The following is a 23,113-nucleotide window of genomic DNA, read 5'->3' on the forward strand; positions in this document are numbered from 1 at the left end:
GCGCAGCCTATGTTCGATATCGGGTTTACCGAGCTTCTGGTCATCGGCGTTGTGGCCTTGATCGTGGTGGGTCCAAAGGACCTGCCCGGCATGTTCCGCACGCTTGGCCGCTTTACTGCACGTGCCCGCCAGATGGGGCGCGAGTTTACGCAGGCGATGAACGACGCGGCGGATGAAAGCGGGATCAAGGACGTCTCGTCGACGCTGAAATCGGCCACCTCGCCCAAGTCGATGGGACTGGATGCGCTGAACAAGGCCGCTGAAGGGTTCGAGAAATGGGACCCCTCAAAGGCATTGCGCGACCAGAAAGAGGCAGACGCCGCGATAAAGGCCAAAGAGGCCGAGGAGCGCGCGAAGCTTGCGGAAGATACGGCAAAAGTTGCCGAGAAAATCAGCGCAGCAAGCACTAAACCTACCGCCAAGGCAAAGGACGATCCGGCTGAAAAGCCTGCAACCAAGTCCAAAACGGCCAAGAAACCCGCCGCGAAAAAGCCAGCTGCAAAGAAGGCACCGGCCAAGGAAACGGCATCCAAGAAGCCGGTGGTCAAGAAACCCGCAGCCAAGAAACCGGCTGCAAAGAAACCGGCGGCCAAGCCCAAATCCACGGACACATCTGACGCATGAGCGACACTGACGAGATCGAAGACAGCTCGGCCCCGCTGATCGAGCATCTGGCCGAGCTGCGCACGCGGCTTATCCATTCCGCCGTCGCTTTCATCATCGGTATGGTGATCTGCTTTACGGTCTGGAACCCGATTTTCAACTTCCTGACCGAACCCCTGTGTTCGACCATGGCCGACCGCGGTCAGGACGATTGCGGGCTGATCCTGATCAAGCTGCAAGAAGGTTTCTTCGTTGCGGTTTCGATTTCGCTGTTTGGCGGTCTGGTTCTGTCCTTCCCCTATATCAGCTACCAGCTGTGGCGCTTCGTGGCACCGGGCCTTTATAAGAACGAGAAGAACGCGTTTCTGCCATTCATGTTTGCCTCGCCGGTCATGTTCCTGCTGGGCGCAAGTTTCGCCTTCTACGTGGTCATGCCACTGGCCTTTGATTTCTTCCTAGGCTTCCAGCAAACCGGCAACGTCGCTGAAACTGGGGTCGAGGCGTCAATCGATTTCCAAGGTTCTGTGCAGGAATACCTGCGCCTGTCGATCAAGTTCATCGTGGCCTTTGGCCTGTGCTTCCAGCTACCTGTGCTTCTGACGCTGATGGGTAAGGCTGGTCTGGTGTCGTCTCAGGGGTTGGCCGATGTGCGTAAATACGCCGTCGTGGGCATTCTGGTGCTGGCCGCATTGGTCACGCCGCCCGATGTCATCACCCAGATCATCCTGTTTGTTGTGGTCTATGGTCTCTATGAAATCTCGATCCAGCTGGTGAAGCGGGTTGAGAAAAAGCGCGAGGCCGATCTGCGTGCTCAAGGTTTGTGGTTCGACGATGACGACGAAGAAACCGAAGACGAGCTGATGGCCGAGTTCGACGAGGACGAGGATGGCGATGGGGACGACGACCCCGATGGTGGTCCGGATGATGATCCCGAGGATGATCCGGGCATGGTTGAAACCGGTCGCTGATCCCACTTAGGTCACAAGACGCCAAAGCGCGCCCCGTCGGGCGCGCTTTTTTCATTTGAGGGATGGCTTAGACCTTTAAAACCTACCCCATCCGCGCTTTAAAGGTTCTAGATTTTCGACCGGTAGAAGGACCATCCCCATGGCGGATCAGGACATGATGAAACGCATTGCCGAGGCTTTGGAGCGCATGTCACCCGCACCGTTCGCCGCCCCAGATTTCGACAGTGCGGATGCTTTCGTTTGGCATGTCTCGCCCGACCGTTTGGAACCCGTTCAGAAAGTCTCGCGCGTGGCGTTGGAGCTGCTAGTTGGCGTGAACCGCTCGCGCGATACGCTTTTGGAAAACACCTTGCAGTTTGCCGATGGCCTGCCCGCCAACAACGCGCTGCTTTGGGGCGCGCGGGGTATGGGGAAGTCGTCCTTGGTCAAGGCTGTCCATGCCGAGGTTCTGAGCCGCGGGAAACCTCTGAAGATCGTGGAGTTGCAGCGCGAAGACCTGCCGTCCGTGTCGCGTCTTCTGAACCTTTTACGTGGCTCGCAGTATCGCTTCCTGCTGTTCTGTGATGACCTCTCGTTCAGCCACGACGACCAGCATTACAAGTCGCTGAAAGCCGTGTTGGATGGCGGGATCGAAGGGCGTCCGGACAACGTGGTCTTCTATGCCACGTCGAACCGCCGTCACCTGATGCCGCGCGACATGATCGAGAACGAACGCCAGTCCGCGATCAACCCGTCCGAGGCTGTTGAAGAAAAGGTCTCGCTCTCGGATCGTTTCGGCCTGTGGCTAGGCTTCCACCCCTGTGATCAGGACGAATACCTGGCGATGATCCGCGGCTACTGCGCTGCCTATGGTGTCGAGATCGACGACGACACCCTGTGGGCCGAGGCGATTGAATGGCAAGCCACGCGCGGGGCGCGCTCGGGTCGTGTGGCGTGGCAATACTTCACCGATCTTGCCGGTCGCAAGGGTGTGACGCTGGGCTAAGTCTGTCCAATCAAGAGACTTCTTAACCCTTCGTGGCATGCTAAGCTTCGGTATCCAAAACCGAGGCTGATATGAAACGCATTGCCATTTTCTGTGACGGAACCTGGAACCGGTCCGACGCCCAAAACCCAACCCATGTGTTGCGCATCGCCCAAGCGATCCGCCCAACCGCGCGCGACGGCGTCACGCAGGTCGTGCACTATTTGCCAGGCGTGGGCAGCGGGCAGGGCGTAACGAAGGTCTCTAGATTCATGGACAAGGTGCTTGGCGGTGCGCTGGGCTGGGGCTTGGATGATCGCATTCTGGAAGCCTACCGCGCGCTTCTGTTCACTTATGAACCCGGAGACCAGATCTATATCTTCGGGTTCTCGCGCGGGGCGTACACTGCACGCTCGCTCGCGGGGATGATCCGCACGGCGGGTATTCTGCCATCCAACCGGACCGATATGATCCCCGAGGCGATGCGGAGGTACCGCGCGCGCGAGGGGCAAAAATCGCACCCCGACAGCGAACCCTCTATGGCAGCACGTCTCTCCATGTCCCCCGAGATCGCAACCAGTCCCAAGGACGCGGAATGGCGTAGGGCGCAGGGGATCGATTGTCACCTTCTGGACATCACCTATGTGGGTGTCTGGGATACGGTGGGCGCGCTGGGGGTGCCCGCCTTCCTCGGGCCGCTCGCTCGTTTCCTGAATGCGCGCTATGCGTTTCACGATGCGGATCTGTCCCGATCGGTCGGTGCGGCGCGGCATGCGGTGGCGATTGATGAGCGGCGTAAACTTTTCCCGCCTGCTCTCTGGACCAATCTGGACAAGCTGAACGGAGAGGTCACGGGCAGCAATTCGCGCTATCAGCAGCTTTGGTTCGCAGGCAATCACGGGATTGTTGGAGGCTCCGGCGCAGCCCCGGAATTGTCTGCCTTTCCCACTGCTTGGATCGTGGCGGGCGCGCAGGAGCGCAAGTTGGATTTTAACCCCGCGCGGCTTCAACAGTTGCTGATGGCTGCTGATCTGAAAGCAGATGATCGGGGGGCTGCCTTGCAGCCCGCGTGGCGTAACCTGTGGGGACTGTTGCTGTGTGATCGCACGCTTTTGCGCGACCCCAACAGCCAAACCATTCCGGCCCGGCAGATTTCTGGCGCCGCAAAAGAAAGGGTGCGCCAGACGTCTTATCGTCCGCGCACCCTTGATCCCGTCATCGAGGATCTTTTGGAGTAGGTTAGTTGGTTAAGCCAACTTGCCTTCCGCCGTGATCCGGGTTTTGCCGCCCAGATAGGGGTGCAGAACCTCGGGTACGGTGACCGATCCGTCCTCTTCCTGACCGTTTTCCAGAACTGCGATCAGCGCGCGGCCGACGGCAAGGCCCGAGCCGTTGAGTGTGTGCAGGAACACCGGCTTGCCACCTTCGGCCGGCTTCATCCGCGCGTTCATGCGGCGGGCTTGGAAATCTCCACAGGTCGAAACCGAGCTGATCTCGCGATAGGTGTTCTGACCGGGCAGCCAAACTTCGATGTCATGCGTGCGGATTGCGCCAAAGCCGATGTCGCCGGTGCACAGGTTTACAGTGCGGTAGGGCAGGCCCAAACGCTCTAGAATGTCCTCGGCACAGCGGGTCATACGCTTGTGTTCAGCTTCAGATTCGTCTGGTTTGGTGATCGACACCATCTCGACTTTCTCGAACTGGTGCTGGCGCAGCATGCCGGCCGTGTCACGACCAGCCGAACCCGCTTCCGAACGGAAACACTGGGTGTGGGCCACATAGCGGCGGGGCAGATAACCTTCTTCGACGGTCGCACCGTTGACGATGTTGGTCAGCGGCACCTCGGCAGTCGGCACCAGCCACCAGCCATTGGTGGTCTGATAGCTGTCCTCGCCAAACTTGGGCAACTGCCCCGTGCCGCGCATCATGTCTTCCTTAACCAGAACCGGGGTCCAAGTCTCGGTCAGCTCGTTTTCATTCACGTGCACGTCCAGCATGAACTGGGCAAGCGCGCGGTGCAGGCGGGCAACGGCGCCCGACAGGACCATGAAACGCGAGCCGGATAGCTTTGCGGCGGTCTCGAAATCCAGGCCGTCCTGCACGGCGGGCAGTTCATAGTGCTCAATCGGCTTGAACGAGAACTCGCGCGGAGTACCCCAGCGGTTGATCTCGACATTGTCGTCTTCGTCTTCCCCATCAGGCACGTCGTCGGCCACGATGTTGGGCAGACCCATCAGCAGATCGGTCAGCTTGGCGTCCAGCTCTTTCGCTTGCTCGTTCAGGCTGGCGATTTCGGCTTTCTTTTCACCAACAAGGGCGCGCAGACGCTCGAATTCGGCCTCGTCGCCAGACGCTTTCGCAGCCCCAACGGATTTGGCAGCCTTGTTAGCCTCGGCCTGTGCGGTTTCGGCGGCAAGAATGGCGGCGCGGCGATTTTCATCCAGCGACAAAACCTCGCCCGACAGCGCCGAGAGGCCCCGACGGGCCATGGCCTTGTCGAATGCTTCGGGATTGTCACGGATCAAGCGAATATCATGCATGGATCTGTCCTTTGATTTAACCTGACGCGCATATGCCAGATGGGCGCGCGCGGGGGAAGCCCTAAGCGAAGATGCGGATCACATAGTCTTTGCGCGTGGTTTCCAGAACCTCCCACGTACCGGTGAAACCGGGGCGGATCACCATGCGGTCGCCTGCGCGCAGATGAGTCTCGACACCATCTGCATCGGTCAGCACTGAATGCCCTTCCAGAATGTTGAAATACTCCCACTCATCATAAGACACGTGCCATTTCCCCGGCGTGGACTGCCAGATGCCGGTGAACTGATCCTTAGTTTCTTCCAGCGACCAGGTGGTGAACTCGGGCGTGCCCGAGATGAGTTTGTCGTCCGCCAGGTGGTCAATTTCGGGCGCGACTTCAGGCGTGATCTTGAAGGCGAGGGTCATGGAGGGCTCCTGATTTTCGATATTTTGATCAAATTACGCAAGGCTGCGCGAAAGAAAAGCCCAAATTGCTTTCGGGGACCATAAGAAAGCGCGGATGCGCTGCTTGCTGGACAACCCTCAGACCCCCATATAGGGTGCGCCGGACATTCGGGCCGGCACAGGGACCAGCCCACGAAGAAAGGGACATAACGATGTTTGTAACTCCTGCTTTTGCACAAGCTGCGGGCGCGCCTGCGGGCGGACTTCTGAACGGGATGCTGGTCCCCATGGTGCTGGTTTTCGCCATCATGTACTTCTTCATGATCCGCCCCCAGCAGAAGAAAATGAAAGAGCACCAGACGATGCTGGGCGCGCTGCGTAAAGGTGACCAGATTGTCACGCAGGGCGGTGTGATCGGCAAAATCACCAAGGTCAAAGACGACACCGAGGTTGAAGTTGAAATCGCATCGGGCGTAAAGGTCCGCGTTGTGCGTTCGACCATTGTGAACGTCATGGGCAAGACCGAGCCGGTCGAAAGCTGATCTGCGCGGGCTTTGACCCAACCAACTGAATAGTAAGAATTTATAGGGCAGGGGCACATGCTTCAAATCGCAACTTGGAAACGTCTTGTGATCTGGGGGCTGGTGCTCCTTGGCCTGTATTTCGCGTCCCCGAACGGGTTCTACGACCGCGTCGAGACACACAATGATGCGGTCGCCACGATTGAAGCCACGGGCACCACGCCCGAGCTTGAGGCGGACCGTTCGGCCTGGCCGGATTGGGCGCCGAATGCGCTGGTCAATTTGGGGCTCGATCTGCGCGGCGGTGCGCATCTGTTGGCCGAGGTTCAGGTCGAAGACGTCTATGAAGCGCGGATGGATGGCTATTGGCCGGAAATTCGCAATGCGCTGCGCGACGAGCGCGCCACCATCGGCACGATCCGCCGTCAGGACAGCGCGCCATCTGAACTGCGCGTAAAAATCTCGAAGCCTGAAGCATTGCCGCAAGCGATTGAAATCGTGCGTGGTCTGGCCCAGCCGGTGGTCAGCCTGTCGGGTGTCGGCTCGACCGATATCGAGGTCAACACAGGCCGTGAGGGCGAGTTCGTCGTCACCCTGTCCGAGGCCGAGCGCGTCGCAACCGACGACCGCACCATCCAGCAATCGCTTGAAATCATCCGCCGCCGCGTGGACGAGGTTGGCACCCGTGAACCCACCATCCAGCGTCAGGGCGACACGCGCATTCTGATTCAGGTGCCGGGGATCGGGTCGGCGTCTGAGCTGAAAGAGATCATCGGGAAAACCGCGAAGCTGACCTTCCACCCGGTTGTCAGCCGCACCACCGACGGCACGACCACACCGGGTCCGCGCAATGTCCTTTATCCGTCGCTGGATGACGAAGGTGTGTTCTATGTGCTGGAACAGACCCCGGTTGTGACCGGTGAGCAGTTGAACGACGCCCAGCCCGCATTTGACCAGAACGGTCAGCCGGCTGTGAACTTCCGCTTCAACGTCTCGGGCGCGCGGCTGTTCTGCGACTATACCGGTGCCAATGTTGGTGCGCCCTTCGCGATTGTGTTGGATGAAGAGGTCATCTCGGCCCCGCGGATCAACGAACAGATCTGTGGCGGGTCCGGTATCATCACCGGTAATTTCACTATCGAGGAATCGACCAATCTGGCCGTGCTGCTGCGCGCAGGCGCGTTGCCCGCCGAGCTGACCTATGTTGAAGAGCGCACCATCGGCCCGGAACTGGGTCAGGATAGTATTGACGCGGGTAAGATCGCGTCGATCGTCGCCTTCGCGGCCGTGCTGATCTTCATGGTCGCATCGTATGGATGGTTCGGTGTGATCGCCAACGTGGCGCTTATCCTGAACGTCGGCATGATCTTTGGCCTTCTGTCGATGATTGGGGCCACGCTGACCCTGCCGGGCATTGCAGGGATCGTGTTGACCATCGGTATGGCGGTAGACGCCAACGTGCTGGTCTTTGAACGCATCCGCGAAGAGCTGAAAGCAGGTCGCGGCCCCGCCCGCGCCATCGAGCTTGGCTATGAAAAGGCGTTGTCGGCCATTCTGGACGCGAACATCACCACCTTCATCACCGCTGTGATCCTGTTCATCATGGGCTCGGGCCCGGTGCGCGGTTTCTCGGTCACGTTGGGGCTGGGTATTCTGACCTCGGTCTTCACCGCGATCTTCCTGACCCGCTTGATGGTCGTTATCTGGTTCGAACGCAAACGTCCGCGTAGCTTCGAGATCAAAGGCATCCGCATGGCGCCGCAAGGCCGCGTCTTTGACTTCTTCAAGCGCTCGTTCGCGACATTGGGCGCGTCGGGGTTGGCGATGGTTGCCTCGGTCGTTTTGTTCTTCGTGATCGGCCTGAACTTCGGCATCGACTTCCGGGGCGGTACCACGATCCGCACAGAAAGCACACAGGCCGTGGATGTGGGTGCCTACCGTGACGCGCTGACGCCGCTGGCGCTGGGCGACATCTCGATTGTTCAGGTGAATGACGTGAACTTCCGCGCCGACCAGCATGTCAGCCAGATCCGCATTGAGGCGCAGGAAGGCCAAGAAGCGATCACGCCGGAAACCATGACCCTGATCGAACAGGCGCTGGCCGAAGTCGATCCCGCCATCACCTTCCCCAGCGTGGAAAGCGTTGGCCCGAAAGTCTCGGGCGAGCTGGTGACGACAGCCGTTTTGGCCGTTGTTGCCGCGATTGCCGCCGTTCTGGTCTATATCTGGCTGCGGTTCGAGTGGCAGTTCAGTTTGGGAGCGGTGGCCGCGCTTGTGCACGACGTGGTGCTGACCATCGGGATTTTCAGCCTATTGGGGATCAAGTTCGATTTGGCCATTATCGCAGCGCTTCTGACCATCGTAGGCTATTCGCTGAACGACACTGTGGTTGTCTTCGACCGTGTGCGTGAAAATCTGCGCCGCTATAAGAAGATGGACCTGAAAGAGGTTCTGAACCTGTCGATCAACGAAACGCTGGCCCGTACGATGATGACCTCGGTTACCACGCTTCTTGCGCTGATCGCGCTTTACGTGCTGGGCGGAGATGTGATCCGCGGCTTCGTCTTCGCGATGATCTGGGGCGTGATCGTGGGGACGTACTCATCGATCTTCGTGGCCTCGGCCATCCTGCTGCGCCTTGGCGTGAAACGCGATTGGTCTAAGCCTGATGCCGCCGCTGGCAACCAATTTGCCAACGTGGATGCCTGATCTGCTGACCCAAGCCCTGGCACAGCCGGGGCTTGGCTGGCTTCTTGCGATTGCCTTTGCCGCAGGGCTTGTGCGTGGCTTTGCAGGCTTTGGCACAGCCCTGATTTTCTTACCAGTTGCGGCCCAGATCGTTGACCCGGTTTGGGCCATTGCCATTCTGATCGTAATGGATCTGGCCGGGCCTGCTCCGGCGATTCCACGCGCGTTAAAGGACGGCCATCCGCGTGATTTGGTCCGCCTTACGCTTAGCATGGCGCTAACCCTGCCGCTTGGATTAGCCGCGCTGTTTGTCGTGGACCCCATTGTGTTCAAACTGGGCGTATCCTTGGTTAGCCTTGCCATGCTAGCGGCCCTTATCAGCGGCTGGCGGTACCAAGGGCAAATGACGTCGCGAATGGTCTTGGCGACCGGTGGCGCGTCGGGTCTGCTGGGCGGCGCTGCGGGCATCCCTGGACCCCCGGTCATCCTGCTTTACATGGCCTCGCCTCATCCCCCCCGCGTAATCCGCGCCAACATTACGGCGTTTCTGTTCCTCTATGACGTGCTGATGCTGGGCGTGTTCATGAGCTTGGGGAAACTGTTGGGTATGCCGCTGGCCTTGGGACTGATCGCGATGTTGCCCAACTTGGCAGGCAACCTGCTGGGCGGTTGGATCTTCAACCCCGCCCATGAAAAGCTCTATCGTCGCGTTGCCTATGCGATCATTGCAGGATCGGCCCTATCGGGGCTATACGCAGCCTTAGGATAAGGAGATCCCGATGCAGTTTCACGAAGTCCGATATGACAGCGCGCAACCGGTCGACAGCTATGGCCCCGGCTTCTTCCGCGTCGCGGGCGAGGTGATCGAAGGCCCGATTCTGGTCACGGCCGAGACCGCGACGGGCTGGGGTGGGCTTGAGGATATCGCCACGCTGACTGCTCTGCAGGGCAAGATCGACGTGCTGTTTCTGGGTATGGGCCCCGAGATTGCACACCCGCCTGTCCCTTTGCGCGAGGCGCTGGAGGAGGCCGGGATCGGGATCGAAATGATGGCATCTGCGCAGGCCTGTCGGACCTATAACGTATTGATTGCCGAGGGCCGCCGCATTGCGCTGGCCGCCCTTCCGGTCTAAGGCTGTCTGCATGGAACTTCGGGTCGAAAATCTGACCGTGGCGCGCGGTGGCGTGCCGGTGCTGGAGGGGTTGGATTTCACCCTATCCCCCGGTCAGGTTTTGATCCTGCGTGGCCCGAACGGATCGGGAAAAACCACGCTGTTGCGGACCCTTGCAGGGTTGCAGCCGCCAATGACGGGAAGTGTCTCGACCGATCCCGAGCAGATCACCTATGGCGCCCATGCGGATGGGCTGAAAGCCACGTTGAGCGTCGAAGAGAACCTGCGCTTTTGGGCCTCGGTCCACGGGGTTGCGGACATTGCGCCTGCGGTGGATGGGTTCAATCTGCGCGGGCTGCTTGGGCGTCCCTCGGCCAACCTGTCCGCTGGTCAGAAACGGCGGTTGGGGCTGGCGCGGTTGTTGGTCACTGGACGCCCCATTTGGTTGCTGGACGAACCGACGGTGTCGCTGGACGTGGCTTCGGTCGCGCTGTTCGCGGATGCCGTGCGGGCGCATGTGGCGGGCGGCGGTTCGGCCCTGATTGCCACCCATATTGACCTCGGCCTGCTGGCCGAGACCTTGGATGTCGGCCCTTTCAAAGCAGATGTGAACCGCCCGCGCAGCGACACGCAACGCGACGCCTATGCAGATTTCGACGAGGCCTTTTCATGATCGCTTTGCTGGTGCGGGATCTCAGACTTGCCATGCGGGCAGGGGGCGGCTTTGGGCTGGGTCTGGCGTTCTTTCTGATCGTCTCGACCCTTGTGCCCTTTGGTGTCGGCCCCGAGGCTGCAATCCTGTCGCGCATTGCGCCGGGCATCCTTTGGGTGGGGGCTCTGCTTGCCTGTCTCTTGTCGCTGGATCGTATCTTTCAGCTGGATTTCGAGGACGGGTCGCTGGACCTGCTGGCCACCGCCCCCATCCCGATGGAGGGGATCGTTGCGGTCAAAGCACTGGCCCACTGGTTGGTGACCGGCCTTCCGCTGACGCTGGCTGCGCCCGTGCTGGGGACGCTTATGAACCTTGAAAGCCCCGGTCATTACTGGATCTTCATAACGCTCTTGATCGGCACGCCTGCGCTGTCGATGATCGGCGCCTTTGGTGCCGCGCTGACCGTGGGCCTGAAACGCGGCGGTTTGCTTTTGTCGCTTCTGGTCCTGCCGCTTTACATCCCAACGCTGATCTTCGGGGCTGAGGCCGCAACACGGGGAACCGCTGGTCTGTCGGCATTGACCCCGCTGTTGATGATGGCCGGAATCACGGCGGGATCCATCGCCCTGCTACCATTTGCCGCCGCGGCCGCCTTGCGTGTGAACCTGAGATAGGTCAAACCATTCCGAGGCACATGCGAAATGCTGCCTGCGCCACCGACTGAAGGAAGCCACAGAGGAAACACATGTCACTTTGGGAATTCGCAAATCCGGTCAAGTTCATGGCCCTCAGCGGCAAGGTTCTGCCCTGGGTGATTGGCCTGTGCGCCGCGACCCTGATCCCAGGAATGATCTGGGGCTTCTTCTTCACGCCTGAGGCCGCCAATTTCGGCAACTCGGTCAAGATCATCTATATCCACGTGCCAAGTGCGATGATGGCGATCAATATCTGGGTGATGATGCTTGTTACCTCGTTGATCTGGATCGTGCGCCGTCACCATGTCTCGGTCCGGGCAGCCAAGGCCGCAGCGCTGATTGGCGTCACCATGACGGTGATTGCGCTGATCACCGGCGCAATTTGGGGCCAGCCGATGTGGGGAACCTATTGGGCGTGGGACCCACGCCTGACCAGCTTCCTGATCCTGTTTCTCTTTTATCTCGGTTACATGGCACTTTGGGCGGCCATTGATAACCCAGACACGGCGGCAGATCTGACATCCGTTCTGTGTATCGTCGGATCGGTTTTTGCGGTTCTTAGTCGCTATGCGGTGAATTTCTGGAACCAAGGTCTGCATCAGGGCGCATCGTTGTCTCTGGACAAGGAAGAGCACGTGTCGAACGTCTATTACCAGCCACTGCTGCTGTGTATTGCAGGGTTCATCCTGCTGTTCGTCGCCCTTGTCCTGATCCGTACCCGGACCGAACTGCGTCTGGTGCGCCTGCACCGTTTGGACGTTCGTGAAAGGATGAAAGATGCTTGAGCTGGGGAAATATGCCGACGCCATCCTGTCGTCTTGGGTAATAACTCTCGTACTTTTGATCGCACTGGTCCTTGTGACTTGGCGCCGTTCGGTCCAAGTGAAACGTGAACTGGATGCGGCCGAAGAAAGGGCAAAGCGGAATGACTGAGAAGAAAAAAGGTATCTCGTGGCTGATGATCCTGCCGCCGGTTCTGTTTCTGGGTCTGGCCAGCATGTTCTTGTGGGGCATGACGCAGGACGACCGTGATGCGCTGCCCTCGACCCGCGAAGGTGGCATCGTTCCGGACATGCAAGTCACCGCCTTTGATGGCGAACCAGGCTTTACTCAGGAAGATCTCAAATCCGGCGGCGTGAAGCTGGTCAACTTCTGGGCCAGCTGGTGCGCGCCTTGCCGCGCCGAGCATCCTTTGCTGGAGCGTTTGTCCGAAGAAGGCGTGCAGATCAACGGGATCAACTACAAAGACGATCCGGCCAACGCCAAACGCTTTCTGGCCCAGTTGGGCAATCCCTACGCCGCTTTGATGGCGGATGCAGATGGACGCACAGGTCTGGAATGGGGCCTTTATGGCGTGCCCGAGACCTTCGTGATTGCAGGCGACGGAACCGTGGTGAAACGCTTTGCAGGTCCGATTACCGAAGGTATTTTGGAAAACATCATCCGCCCCGCCATTGCCGAGGCAGAAGCGCGTTAATTTGCTGAGTTCAGCATCAAGATGATGATGGCGAAACCGAAGGATTCCAGCACTGGAATCGGGATATGTCGAAATAGATTACTCACTTAAATTTTGACCTCACTAAGTAATGCTGTCGATGGTCGAAATGTGTCCATCGATAACTAGGTACAGGGTAAACTGGCCGGTCGCCGTGATCTAGAATGCAATGCAGAAACGGTTTGTTTTTCTAATGTTAGTTTAACGTGTTGCGGCGCGTTCAACAGTGACGCACATCACTGTGCAAAAATGCTCTTTCATAGGTAGAGCGGCGTTGGCATTGCAGAGAAAAACGGCGCGCGACATCCCGATCTAAACGATTCGCTGGTTCCTGCGAGGCGAAACACCCTCATGGTGATCCGCGAAGTCGCGACGTAGAAGGTAAACGTGACGCCCGAACACCGCGCGAAGACCCATGCACCATGATTGAAATTCCCTTTAAGCGGGAAACTGTAACAAACACCTCGCAAATCGTTGATTGGAAGGTCAGGCCCGGGAACGCTATCTAGGGATCAGAGCACAACAGAAAGAGACACTGATGCGGGCACTTCTGACCGGATTGATCAGCATAGTTCTAAGCACCTTTGCAGGGCTGGCGACCGCCGGGGATCGTCCCGTTGTGGTGGTCGAGCTGTTCACCTCGCAAGGTTGTTCATCCTGCCCGCCCGCAGATGAGTTCCTGGGCGAGCTGTCCCGCCAAGACGATGTTCTGCCCTTGGCGATGCATGTGGATTACTGGGATTATATTGGCTGGAAAGACACCTTTGCCCGGCCCGAGCATACGAAGCGTCAGAAAGCCTATGCCTATGGGTTTGGGACCAAGTCGATCTATACGCCCCAGATGGTTATCGGTGGCGTAGATCAGGCGGTGGGTAGCCATGTCATGAAGGTGATGGAGATCCTACACCAGCATCAGATGGCCGTAGGCCGGGTCAGCCTGTCGACCCATGATGGTGACAGCGGGCGTATTGTTCGTGTGGCCAACATTTCGAACTTGCCCTTGCCCGAACTGGTAATCGCACAGATTGTCCATTTCACACCCAAGGCGACTGTGGCGGTGAAACGCGGTGAAAACGCTGGGCGCTCGATCACCTCGACCAATATCGTGACCAACATTCAGGCGTTCGGAAAATGGGACGGTACGGGCGAGATTGAGTTCATGCTGCCCAACCCTGTGGCTCCGGAGGGGCAGAGTGCTGCAATCCTGTTACAGGCCACGCGGATGGGTGACTACCCCGGCGAGATCGTGGCCGCCATCGCGCTGGATTGACGATTACGTATCGTCCGGCATCTGCCAGCGTTTGTGGATCCACAGGAACTGATCCATGTTCTGGCGTACACGCGCTTCGAACCGGTCGTTGAATTCCTGCATCATGGTTTCCGGATCCGAATGCTCGATCGGTTCTTCCACCACCACGTCGAAATCTACACCGTTTTCCTTGCGGACCGCGAAGACCGGAATGAACAGCGTGTTGTATTTCAGGGCCATCTCGGCGATGGCCAGTGTGGTCATGGCAGGCTTGCCGAAGAAGCTCAGCTTCGCGCCTTGATCTTCACGCTGGTCCAACAGGATCGCCAAAAGACCTCCGCTGCGCAGATGCTTGACCATGCTACCCATGCCGCGGCGGGACTGTTCGAACGCCTTGCCTTCGAAGCCCTCCATGCGCTTGATGTAGCTTTCGTTGAAATATGCGTTGGACATCGGACGATAGAGCGCACCAGTGTTGAAGCCTGACTGGATCAGAACCGCGCGGGCTGCGTCGTAATTCCCGAAATGGCCCGAGGTCGCAATGATCGGACGGCCTTCTGCCTTAGCTTGCTCAAGAGCCGCCACGCCGGGGCCGCTAAGTTGGGTGTTTTTCATGCGATTGAACAGGTCTTCGCCGGACCACATCTCGGCCAGAAAACGACCGGCGTTGGACAGGACCGCACGCTCCATGCGCTTAACCTCGTTCGCTGGCATGTCCGGAAAGGTCAGGGCCAGATTGTTGCGAATGCGCTTGTCATAGCCCGCAACAGGACCGATGACGCGCGATGCAAACCAACCAACCACGGGCAGGCGCATTTTATAGGGCAGGATGCGGGGCAGGTTCAGAACACCAGCCAGCGCCAAGTGGGTCAGATAGGGGCCTACCCCACGTTTTTCTTGCACCATCTGGTCGCTCCCGGTCTTTTGCCCTGTCAGATAATGGGCTGCCGGACACACATAACGGGCAGCGCTGCAGCCTGCAAGCTTCCGCGGGGGGGTCAGTCATCTTCGTCGGGTGTGATCAGCGTGATCTCTCCTTCCGATTCAAGGAGGCGGATTTGGGCAATCACCTCGTTCATCGCGGCGTCCCCTTCTGGGGCTTTCACGGTGCCGCGTTCCACCATTTCCTCGCGGATGCCTTCGGCCAGACGTTTCGACATGGCGTCGAGAATGAAATTCGCGACAGGTTCTAGATCACCGGTTGCAGCGGCAAGGGCGGTGACCAGTACGGCCTGATCGACATCCTTCGTGACCTTCGGCACGTCGCCCGGTTGTAGACGCTCGGGGATGTTGGCGAAGGTGAAAATGGATCTGCGTACCGCGCTGGCGAAGGCGGTATCTTCCTGTTCCAACCCATCCAAAACCTCTTCCCGCGTTGTGGCGGGTGAGACATTCAGGATCGACCCAATGCGTTCGCTGGGGTCATCATCAAAGGCTTTTAGGGGACGATCGCTCAGTTGTTCTGCCAGTGACCGGCCAATTCGTGCAACCACATCTGGAGCGATAGTGCTGGTCAAGGAAACAGCAAAGGCGATCTTACGGGCGGTTTGGCCGGGAAGTTTTCCCAACAGTTCCGCTGCAACCGAGGTTCTCAGCTTCGACAGCAACACCGCCGAGACCTCGGCGCTTTCGTGTTCCAGCAGCGGTAAAAGCTGCTCGACCGGTGTGTTTGAAACCGTCACCCAGGGATCATGCGCGATTTCGACGCCCGACAGCTCGCGCACACGCGCGGCGGTGGCGGGGCTGATCGTGCCATCCAGAACCGAAAGCGTGTTCTCCAGACTGCCGGGGAACGACAGGCCGATTTCTTCAATCTCGTAGACGAATTCGTCGATCACTGCTTTCAGGGTCGCCCGATCAACATAGCGCATGGAGGACATCTGGCGCACAAGTTCCCCCTGCAAACTGTCCGGCAGATCCTGCAGGGTCAGTTCAGCGCCTTCAGCAAGCAATAGGCGTACAATAATTGCGGCCTTCTGACGTCTGGACAGATGCCGGGGAAGCTGGCGCAGAGGGCGCGACAGATCGACTGCAGTGTCCTGCGCCGCATAGTGCATTGCCTGATCCGGGCCTTCCCCCTGTATCAGGTCCGCCCCGATCGTCATGTCATTTGGCACAGCGCCACCTCCGCCTTGGTTTCAGGCAGATTGGCAGCTGCAGGTTAAAACCGCCTTTACGCCGGGCGGATCAGACCGATGTATCGTCGATACAGGCCTGAAGTTTATCGTTCCAAACCTGTCCGGCTGCGCAGGTCGATGCTTCGTGCGAACCGTGGGTGCATTGGCCAGCGATGGACAGTGTTGGGACCAGCGCCAGCAGGACCGTGAAAAGCAGGGTTCTGAATTGCATAGGGGCCTCCTGTTCAGAAGGCCCCTATCATAGCACAGATGGGCGGAGCGCCCAAATTCAGGACGGATCAGCTGTCGCCGAAGACCCGCTTGAAGATCGTGTCGACATGTTTGGTGTGGTACCCCATATCGAACTTCTCGTTGATCGCGTCGACGCCAAGCGCTTCGACCACGGCCTCGTCTGCCAGTAGCAGCTCGCGGAAATCCAGACGCTCTTCCCAGACTTTCAGCGCGTTACGCTGCACCATCGAATAGGCGTCTTCGCGCGACACACCAGCTTGAGTCAGGGCCAACAGTACGCGCTGGGACATGACCAGTCCGGGGAATTTGTTCATGTTGTCCAGCATGTTGTCGGGGAAGATCAGCATCTTGTCGATGACGCCAGCCAGACGATGCAAGGCGAAGTCCAGCGTGACGGTGGCGTCCGGGCCAATGCCGCGCTCGACCGACGAGTGCGAGATGTCGCGCTCGTGCCACAGGGCCACGTTTTCCATCGCGGGAATCACGGTCATGCGGACCAGACGGGCCAGACCGGTCAGGTTTTCAGTCAGAACCGGGTTCTTCTTGTGCGGCATCGCCGACGAACCCTTCTGGCCCATCGAGAAGAACTCGGCGCCTTCCAGAACCTCGGTGCGCTGCATGTGACGGATTTCCACGGCGATGTTTTCAATCGACGAGGCGATCACGCCAAGCGTGGCGAAGAACATGGCGTGGCGGTCACGCGGGATGACCTGAGTGCTGATCGGCTCGGGGCGCAGGCCCAGCTTTTCGCAGACATGCTCTTCGACGGCGGGGTCGATATTGGCGAAGGTGCCAACTGCGCCCGAGATCGCACCGGTGGCGACTTCCCAGCGGGCTTTTTCCAGACGGTTCTTGTTGCGGTCCATTTCCGCATAGAAACGCGCGAAGGTCAGGCCCATGGTGGTGGGCTCGGCGTGGATGCCGTGCGAACGACCCACGCGGACAGTGTCTTTGTGCTCCAGCGCGCGTTTCTTCAGGGCGGCCAGAACCTTGTCCATGCCAACCAGCAGAAGGTCGGCGGCACGGACCAACTGCACGTTCAGGCAGGTGTCGAGAACGTCGGACGAGGTCATGCCCTGGTGCACGAAACGAGCTTCATCCGAGCCGACATGTTCAGCCAGATGGGTCAGGAACGCGATGACGTCATGCTTGGTGACGGCTTCGATTTCGTCGATGCGGGCCACGTCAAACTCAACGTCCTTGGCTTTCCAGACGGCATCCGCGTTTTCGCGCGGGATCACGCCCAGATCGGCCATGGCGTCGCAGGCATGCGCCTCGATCTCGTACCAGATTTTGAACTTGGTTTCGGGCGACCAGATGGCGACCATATCGGGGCGGGCATAACGAGGGATCATCGGCGAAGCCTTTTTCGTTTGGTTGGCAGTCGCGCTTCTCATAAACTGCCGCGATGCAGCGAACAAGAGATGCGTGCGGTGAATGGGCGCGCGAGGGCTATGTTTGCGACGATAATGGGGTGTCTAAGGTGGAAATCACCGATTTTCTTGGAATTTGGAAGATTACACGCGAGATTGTCGAGCAATCGGGCGAGACACATCACCTGACGGGCCGTGCGGAGTTTTCGCAGGCGGCAGATGGGGTGACGTACCATGAAGAAGGTCAGCTTGTGACAGCCACAGGGGCACAGTTTACTGCCAACCGGGTTTACCATTGGCGTGATACTGGAAATGGTCGCGTTCAGGTGTTGTTTGACGATGGGCGAGACTTTCACAATTTCGATCTTACGAGTGATGATCTTACGGATCAGCACTGGTGTGACCCGGATATGTATCACGTTTCCTACAATCTCGCGGATTGGCCTGTTTGGTCTTCAGTCTGGACTGTCACTGGGCCGCGTAAGGACTATCGGATGATAACTCGTTATCGGCGGTCTGGGGTTTAGTCATAAACGCGGACCTGACCGTCCACCTGCGTGCGGTAATGCGCAAGGCGTGAGGCAAGGTTGCCCTGGTGAAGTTCCAACTGGTGTCCATCAGGGTCACGAAAATAGAGCGACGCACCCTCAGATTTGTTGTCTTGCCAAAGCTCAGCGTGATCCCTGATCTGTCTGGAAAGCGTTGGGAAATCGGCGTCCTTACAGGACAAAGCGATATGGGTGTAATCTTGTCGGGATTGAATTGGCGTGTCTGAAAGCGTCAGGCAGAGCCACAGTTCACCTAGCTCAAGATAAGCACCGTGCGACCAGTCGGCACGCAGCGTGCCACCCAGAATATCCGTGTAAAACCAGATGGATCGCGGAAGGTCTGTCACCGCAAGGGTGATGTGGTTCACCCCGGCAATCATGATCAAAACCCGTCGCTTGGCCCTTGCTGCCATGCTTTCACAAGGTTGCCGAAACGGGTGAACTGAGCTTCGAAGGACAGCTCAACCGTGCCAATGGGACCGTGACGTTGCTTGCCGATGATGACCTCGGCCTTGCCGTGAAGACTGGACATTTCGTCCTGCCATGCGGCCATGCGGTCAAGCTCGTGGTCGCCCGGTTTTTCGCGTTCTTTATAGTATTCTTCGCGGAACACGAACATGACCACGTCGGCGTCCTGCTCGATCGACCCCGATTCACGCAGGTCGGACAGTTGCGGGCGTTTATCGTCGCGGCTTTCCACCTGACGCGAAAGCTGGGACAGCGCGATCACTGGGATGTTCAGCTCTTTCGCGATGGCTTTCATACCCATCGAGATCTCAGCGATCTCGTTCACGCGGTTTTCGGCCATGCCGCGGCACAGCTGCAGATAGTCGATGATCAGCAGATCCAGCCCGTGAGTCCGTTTCAAGCGACGTGCGCGTGCGGCCAGCTGGCTAATCGGTAGCGCAGGGGTGTCGTCGATGAACAGCGGGCAGCTTTCCAGATCCTTGGCGGCTTGGACGAAACGGCGGAATTCGTTTTCGTCCATATCGCCTTGGCGGATCTTGTGGGACGAGATCTCGGACGCTTCGGCCAGAATACGACCAGCCAGCTGCTCAGCAGACATCTCGAGCGAGAAGAAACCGACCACACCGCCCGAAATGGCCCCTTCGGTCCCGTCCGGCTTTGTGCCTTTCTTATAGGCTTTCGCCACGTTGAAGGCGATGTTGGTCGCAAGCGAGGTTTTCCCCATCGAGGGACGACCGGCAAGGATCAGAAGGTCGGATGGATGAAGGCCGCCAAGCTTGGCGTCCATATCCATCAGGCCCGTCGAGATCCCGGCCATACCGCCTTCGCGCTGATAGGCAGCGTTGGCAACCTGCACGGCCTCGGTCACGGCTTTCAGGAAGCTTTGGAAGCCGCTTTCTGTCTGGCCTGCTTCGCCAAGCTTATAAAGCGCCTGTTCGGCTTCGACGATCTGCTCTTTCGGCTCGGACGAAATGTCGACCTTCTGCGCTTTCGCTGCGATGTCCTGACCCAGTTGGATCAGTTCGCGCCGGATGGCGAGGTCATAAATCATCTGCGCATAGTCGCGCGCGGCGAAGCTTGAAATCGCGGCACCGGCCAGACGCGCGAGATAGGCGGGGCCGCCCAGTTCCTTCAGGCCCTCGTCATCCTCCATGAACGCCTTCAGCGTCACCGGGCTGGCCAGAGCGTTTTTTGAGATCCGGCTGGCGGCGATGTCCCAGATGCGGGCGTGGACGGGTTCGTAGAAATGACCGGCGTTGATGATCGACGCGACGCGGTCGAACACGTCGTTGTTGGTCAGGATCGCGCCCAGAAGCTGCTGCTCGGCTTCGATGTGGTGGGGCAGGCTGTCCTGCACCTCGCCGTCACCGGAGTTCGCACCTTGCTGGATATTGCTGATCTCGTTCATCGCTACCTGTCCTTAGGCCGCTGTTTTACGTGTTCGGACTTACCGACGCAAAATGTATGTTTCTGTGAGTAACTTGTGGATAAGTAAGGCCTGCAGAACCCTACCAGATTTGGTAGGATCCCGCAAAATTACACCTGAATGTAGTGGTGGCTTAGGCGTTCATTCGCTCGGCCTGCCAGCCGCGCGGGTCGTTCAGGAAACGCTCCACCTCGTCCAGCGTTTCGGACGAGAACACGCCTTGCGCCTTTGCTTCCGCCAGCACATCCCACCACGTGCAGAGGTGGATCAGCTGAACGCCATGATCGGACAGGGTTTTTTCTGTCTCAGGAAAGATGTCGTAATAGAAGATCACGGCGGTGGCGCCACAGGTGGCACCGGTATCGCGAATCGCATCGACAAAGGACAGTTTCGAGCCACCATCGGTGGTCAGGTCCTCGACCAACAGCACACGCTGGCTGTCATCCATCGCACCTTCGATGCGGGCGTTCTTGCCATAACCCTTGGGCTTCTTGCGCACATAGGTCATCGGCAGCGCCAGACGTTCAGCAACCCATGCGCCGAAGGGGATGCCTGCGGTTTCGCCACCGGCGATGTTGTCGAATGCTTCAAAGCCCGCTTCGCGCATGATCGTGACGGCCATGAAATCCATCAGGGTCGAACGGATGCGCGGAAAGCTGATCAGCTTGCGGCAGTCGATATAGCTGGGGCTGGGAAGGCCCGAGGCCAGCGTGAACGGTTCGTCCGTGTTGAAGTTCACAGCGCCGATTTCCAGAAGCATCCGGGCGGTCAGGCGGGCAATTTCTTCTTTCGCGGGGAAGGTGGAGGGGATCATGGGCAGCGGTCCTCGTTAAGTAAGATCAGGCGTCAACACGCCAGTGCAGCGGAAAGCCGGGGTCGAATGTGGTGACCGTGTGGTCGCCCGCTTGCAGTGTCGCGGGATAGGTGACGGGTTCGTCGACCTTAGTGAGCGTGATGGTGTCCTCGTTCACCGGCAGGCCATAAAAGGCTGGGCCGTGCAGAGACGTGAAGCCCTCCAGCTTGTCCAGCGCGCCTTCGGCCTCGAACGCTTCGGCCAAGATCGACAGGGCGTTCGGCGCAGTGAAGCAGCCCGCCGAGCAGCATTCGCTTTCCTTGGCGTGGGTCGGATGCGGGGCGCTATCGGTGCCCAGGAAAAAGCGCGGATCGCCCGAGGTGGCCGCCGCGATCAGCGCCTCGCGATGTTCGCTGCGCTTCAGGATCGGCAGGCAGTAATAGTGCGGGCGCATACCGCCCACCAGCATGTCGTTGCGATCAAGGATCAGGTGCTGGACGGTGATGGTTGCGCCCAGTTTGCTCTCGTTCGCTTTGACGTAATCAGCGCCGTCCTTGGTGGTGATGTGCTCCATGATCACGCGCAGCTCGGGCGTGGCGCGACGGATCGGGGCAAGCACGCGATCGATGAACACGGCCTCTCGGTCGAAAATATCGATGTCACGGTCGGTGACCTCGCCGTGGACACACAGGGGGCAGCCGATCTCGGCCATCTTTTCCAGCACCGGGCGCACTTTGTCGAAGTTTTGCACACCGCTGGACGAGTTCGTCGTGGCCCCGGCAGGATACAGCTTTACCGATGTGATCAGGCCCGATGCATGCGCAGCAGCTAGATCTTCGGGATCCGTGTCCTCGGTCAGGTAAAGCGTCATCAGGGGTTCGAAAGACATGCCTGCGGGCAGGGCTGCCATGATGCGCTCGCGATAGGCGGTGGCATCGGCCATGGTGACCACCGGCGGCACGAGGTTCGGCATAACAATCGCGCGTGCGAAATGGCGCGCGGTTTCGGGCAGCACGGTTTTCAGCATCTCGCCATCGCGCAGATGCAGGTGCCAGTCGTCGGGGCGGCGGATCGTAAGTGTCTGGGTCATCGGAGCATGGCATAGCGCAGCCCTGCCGGTATGGTCCAGAGGAAAGCGTGTCTCAGGGGAAGGATTGCTCCATTGTGCACCGCCTTAGATTGGCAGCGCGTCCACCAGATCCTCTTCAAGTTCGTCTATTACCGGCAAGAGCGCTGGATAGGGCAAGGCAAGTAGTTTCTCGGCTGTCGTGACCAACATACGAAGTTCGTCCCGATAGAATTTGGGATTGGCCAGAATCGATTGTGGCAGTTTTGACGGATCAAACACCCGCTTCTTATGCGCGACCACGGTGGCCTCATGCGCAGCACCGCTGAAATCCTGTTCCTGCGCTTCCTCACGAAAGAAGCGGCGTAGCTCGTCTTCGCGCTGATGTAGGCGTCTCAGCTCGGCGCGGATCTGGGCCAGTTCATCGGCAGGGTGAAGGGGCATGTCCTGCGCTGTGCCACACGGGTGGCTGGCTTGCGGCAGGACAAGAGGGGTTCCGGTCAGTGGGGTGCGAATCTGTTCCATGAAACCAGCATGGGGCTCGTTTGGTTAAAGCCGGTTTAACTACGGTTTAGTCGGCCACGCCTTGACATTCATGTCGTTTGCAATGAAACATATTCGCATAAATGAATGTGAAGGAGGTGTCCCATGACACTGAACTGGAAAATCGGAGGGGTGGCGCTGGGCCTTGTGTTCTTCCTTGCCGTCCTCTTGGTCAAACCCATCGGGGTGTCGACGCAATTCGTGATCCTGGATGGGATCGTCGCGGATGTCGTCAACCCGGAACTGGTGACCAAAACCGACGATGGCTATACGTCTACCAACGCCTATCTGGCGAAATCCGGCGGCAAATACGCCAAGTCGGTCGCGAACCCGCTGAACTATAGCTTCATCTTCGTGATCGCGATGATGGTCGGCGCGTTCCTGTCGGCCAAGATGCGCGGCGGCAATGGTGCAGACGAAAACAAGCTACCCGCGATCCACTATGCCAACTTCGGAGACACGCCGATCAAGCGCTATGCCATCGCCTTTGCCGGCGGTTTCGTCGTGCTTTACGGGGCGCGACTGGCGGGGGGGTGCACCTCGGGCCACATGATGTCGGGCATGATGCAGACAGCGCTGTCGGGTTACATCTTCGCGGCTGGCGCCTTTGCTGCGGCCGTACCCGTTGCCATGATGATGTATAAGAAAGGATAAG

27 protein-coding genes are annotated in these 23,113 nt (G+C 58.9%); 16 read left to right on the forward strand and 11 right to left on the reverse strand.

Annotated elements, in window-relative coordinates:
* Positions 1–9: 9 nt before the first annotated feature.
* The 4 genes from tatB (at position 10) to MWU53_RS01320 (ending at position 3,773) form a co-directional block, all read left to right on the forward strand.
* A complete protein-coding gene (gene tatB / locus MWU53_RS01305) occupies positions 10–624 on the forward strand; it encodes a Sec-independent protein translocase protein TatB (RefSeq protein WP_247089592.1) in 615 nt (204 codons plus the stop codon).
* The gene (gene tatC / locus MWU53_RS01310; protein ID WP_247089594.1) at positions 621–1,571 is read left to right on the forward strand and encodes a twin-arginine translocase subunit TatC; all 951 of its coding nucleotides are present in this window, start codon (positions 621–623) and stop codon (positions 1,569–1,571) included. The genes tatB and tatC overlap by 4 nt, the downstream gene beginning before the upstream one ends.
* Before the next feature lie 139 nt (positions 1,572–1,710).
* Positions 1,711–2,556 (forward strand): ATP-binding protein, encoded by an 846-nt coding sequence (locus MWU53_RS01315; protein ID WP_247089597.1) that lies wholly within the window; start codon positions 1,711–1,713, stop codon positions 2,554–2,556.
* A 71-nt stretch (positions 2,557–2,627) separates the two neighbouring features.
* The gene (locus MWU53_RS01320; RefSeq protein WP_247089599.1) at positions 2,628–3,773 is read left to right on the forward strand and encodes a DUF2235 domain-containing protein; all 1,146 of its coding nucleotides are present in this window, start codon (positions 2,628–2,630) and stop codon (positions 3,771–3,773) included.
* 9 nt (positions 3,774–3,782) lie between these two features.
* Here MWU53_RS01320 and serS read toward each other — a convergent pair whose 3' ends face one another.
* Together serS and MWU53_RS01330 are read right to left on the reverse strand one after the other, a co-directional pair.
* Positions 3,783–5,075 carry a serine--tRNA ligase gene (serS, locus tag MWU53_RS01325; RefSeq protein WP_247089601.1) on the reverse strand — a complete coding sequence of 431 codons (1,293 nt, stop codon included), beginning with the start codon at positions 5,073–5,075 and terminating at the stop codon, positions 3,783–3,785.
* Positions 5,076–5,136: 61 nt separating this feature from the next.
* A complete protein-coding gene (locus MWU53_RS01330; RefSeq protein WP_247089603.1) occupies positions 5,137–5,481 on the reverse strand; it encodes a cupin domain-containing protein in 345 nt (114 codons plus the stop codon).
* Between the two features lie 191 nt (positions 5,482–5,672).
* Between MWU53_RS01330 and yajC the strand changes: the two genes are divergently transcribed.
* The 10 genes from yajC (at position 5,673) to MWU53_RS01380 (ending at position 13,893) form a co-directional block, all read left to right on the forward strand.
* Positions 5,673–6,002 carry a preprotein translocase subunit YajC gene (gene yajC, locus MWU53_RS01335; protein ID WP_247089605.1) on the forward strand — a complete coding sequence of 110 codons (330 nt, stop codon included), beginning with the start codon at positions 5,673–5,675 and terminating at the stop codon, positions 6,000–6,002.
* A 57-nt stretch (positions 6,003–6,059) separates the two neighbouring features.
* The gene (secD, locus tag MWU53_RS01340; protein WP_247089607.1) at positions 6,060–8,690 is read left to right on the forward strand and encodes a protein translocase subunit SecD; all 2,631 of its coding nucleotides are present in this window, start codon (positions 6,060–6,062) and stop codon (positions 8,688–8,690) included.
* The gene (locus MWU53_RS01345) at positions 8,683–9,438 is read left to right on the forward strand and encodes a sulfite exporter TauE/SafE family protein (protein WP_247089609.1); all 756 of its coding nucleotides are present in this window, start codon (positions 8,683–8,685) and stop codon (positions 9,436–9,438) included. Before secD ends, MWU53_RS01345 begins: the two co-directional genes overlap by 8 nt.
* 10 nt (positions 9,439–9,448) lie before the next feature.
* On the forward strand, positions 9,449–9,802 hold the full coding sequence (locus tag MWU53_RS01350; protein WP_247089611.1) for an Mth938-like domain-containing protein: 354 nt from the start codon (positions 9,449–9,451) through the stop codon (positions 9,800–9,802).
* A 10-nt stretch (positions 9,803–9,812) separates the two neighbouring features.
* Positions 9,813–10,454: a heme ABC exporter ATP-binding protein CcmA gene (gene ccmA, locus MWU53_RS01355; RefSeq protein ID WP_247089613.1), complete on the forward strand. Its 642-nt coding sequence runs from the start codon at positions 9,813–9,815 to the stop codon at positions 10,452–10,454.
* Positions 10,451–11,107, forward strand: coding sequence for a heme exporter protein CcmB (ccmB, locus tag MWU53_RS01360; RefSeq protein WP_247089615.1), 657 nt, complete (start codon positions 10,451–10,453; stop codon positions 11,105–11,107). The genes ccmA and ccmB overlap by 4 nt, the downstream gene beginning before the upstream one ends.
* A 71-nt stretch (positions 11,108–11,178) precedes the next feature.
* Positions 11,179–11,913 carry a heme ABC transporter permease gene (locus MWU53_RS01365; protein ID WP_247089617.1) on the forward strand — a complete coding sequence of 245 codons (735 nt, stop codon included), beginning with the start codon at positions 11,179–11,181 and terminating at the stop codon, positions 11,911–11,913.
* Positions 11,906–12,061 (forward strand): heme exporter protein CcmD, encoded by a 156-nt coding sequence (ccmD, locus tag MWU53_RS01370; RefSeq protein WP_163037183.1) that lies wholly within the window; start codon positions 11,906–11,908, stop codon positions 12,059–12,061. The genes MWU53_RS01365 and ccmD overlap by 8 nt, the downstream gene beginning before the upstream one ends.
* Positions 12,054–12,605: a DsbE family thiol:disulfide interchange protein gene (locus tag MWU53_RS01375; protein WP_247089619.1), complete on the forward strand. Its 552-nt coding sequence runs from the start codon at positions 12,054–12,056 to the stop codon at positions 12,603–12,605. The genes ccmD and MWU53_RS01375 overlap by 8 nt, the downstream gene beginning before the upstream one ends.
* 556 nt (positions 12,606–13,161) lie before the next feature.
* Entirely contained in the window at positions 13,162–13,893 is a 732-nt protein-coding gene (locus tag MWU53_RS01380; RefSeq protein WP_247089621.1) for a DUF1223 domain-containing protein, read from the forward strand.
* 3 nt (positions 13,894–13,896) lie between these two features.
* Here the strand turns inward: MWU53_RS01380 and MWU53_RS01385 are convergent, their stop codons facing one another.
* The 4 genes from MWU53_RS01385 to purB all read right to left on the reverse strand — a co-directional run bounded on the left by MWU53_RS01385 (position 13,897) and on the right by purB (position 17,596).
* The gene (locus MWU53_RS01385; RefSeq protein ID WP_247089623.1) at positions 13,897–14,778 is read right to left on the reverse strand and encodes a lauroyl acyltransferase; all 882 of its coding nucleotides are present in this window, start codon (positions 14,776–14,778) and stop codon (positions 13,897–13,899) included.
* 92 nt (positions 14,779–14,870) lie between these two features.
* Positions 14,871–15,989, reverse strand: a complete 1,119-nt coding sequence (locus MWU53_RS01390; protein ID WP_247089625.1) for a FliG C-terminal domain-containing protein — start codon at positions 15,987–15,989, stop codon at positions 14,871–14,873.
* A 70-nt stretch (positions 15,990–16,059) separates the two neighbouring features.
* Entirely contained in the window at positions 16,060–16,221 is a 162-nt protein-coding gene (locus MWU53_RS01395) for a chitin-binding domain-containing protein (RefSeq protein ID WP_247089627.1), read from the reverse strand.
* A gap of 67 nt (positions 16,222–16,288) precedes the next feature.
* Positions 16,289–17,596 (reverse strand): adenylosuccinate lyase, encoded by a 1,308-nt coding sequence (purB, locus tag MWU53_RS01400; protein ID WP_247089629.1) that lies wholly within the window; start codon positions 17,594–17,596, stop codon positions 16,289–16,291.
* A 53-nt stretch (positions 17,597–17,649) separates the two neighbouring features.
* Between purB and MWU53_RS01405 the strand changes: the two genes are divergently transcribed.
* Complete coding sequence (locus MWU53_RS01405; RefSeq protein WP_247089632.1) at positions 17,650–18,141, forward strand: DUF6314 family protein; 492 nt, start codon at positions 17,650–17,652, stop codon at positions 18,139–18,141.
* Here the strand turns inward: MWU53_RS01405 and MWU53_RS01410 are convergent.
* From MWU53_RS01410 to MWU53_RS01430, 5 genes are all read right to left on the reverse strand, one after another.
* Positions 18,138–18,542 carry a VOC family protein gene (locus MWU53_RS01410; protein WP_247089634.1) on the reverse strand — a complete coding sequence of 135 codons (405 nt, stop codon included), beginning with the start codon at positions 18,540–18,542 and terminating at the stop codon, positions 18,138–18,140. The genes MWU53_RS01405 and MWU53_RS01410 overlap by 4 nt on opposite strands.
* Before the next feature lie 2 nt (positions 18,543–18,544).
* Positions 18,545–20,038, reverse strand: coding sequence for a replicative DNA helicase (locus MWU53_RS01415; RefSeq protein ID WP_247089637.1), 1,494 nt, complete (start codon positions 20,036–20,038; stop codon positions 18,545–18,547).
* Between the two features lie 151 nt (positions 20,039–20,189).
* A complete protein-coding gene (locus MWU53_RS01420; RefSeq protein WP_247089639.1) occupies positions 20,190–20,870 on the reverse strand; it encodes an orotate phosphoribosyltransferase in 681 nt (226 codons plus the stop codon).
* Positions 20,871–20,895: 25 nt separating this feature from the next.
* Positions 20,896–21,939: a dihydroorotase gene (pyrC, locus tag MWU53_RS01425; protein ID WP_247089641.1), complete on the reverse strand. Its 1,044-nt coding sequence runs from the start codon at positions 21,937–21,939 to the stop codon at positions 20,896–20,898.
* Between the two features lie 84 nt (positions 21,940–22,023).
* Complete coding sequence (locus tag MWU53_RS01430) at positions 22,024–22,440, reverse strand: hypothetical protein (RefSeq protein WP_247089643.1); 417 nt, start codon at positions 22,438–22,440, stop codon at positions 22,024–22,026.
* Between the two features lie 123 nt (positions 22,441–22,563).
* On the opposite strand from MWU53_RS01430, the gene MWU53_RS01435 reads away from it, so the two are divergent.
* Positions 22,564–23,112, forward strand: coding sequence for a YeeE/YedE thiosulfate transporter family protein (locus tag MWU53_RS01435; RefSeq protein WP_247089645.1), 549 nt, complete (start codon positions 22,564–22,566; stop codon positions 23,110–23,112).
* Position 23,113 lies beyond the last annotated feature (1 nt).

It is taken from the genome of Aliiroseovarius sp. S1123, assembly GCF_023015885.1.
In the GTDB taxonomy this organism is placed as follows: domain Bacteria; phylum Pseudomonadota; class Alphaproteobacteria; order Rhodobacterales; family Rhodobacteraceae; genus Aliiroseovarius.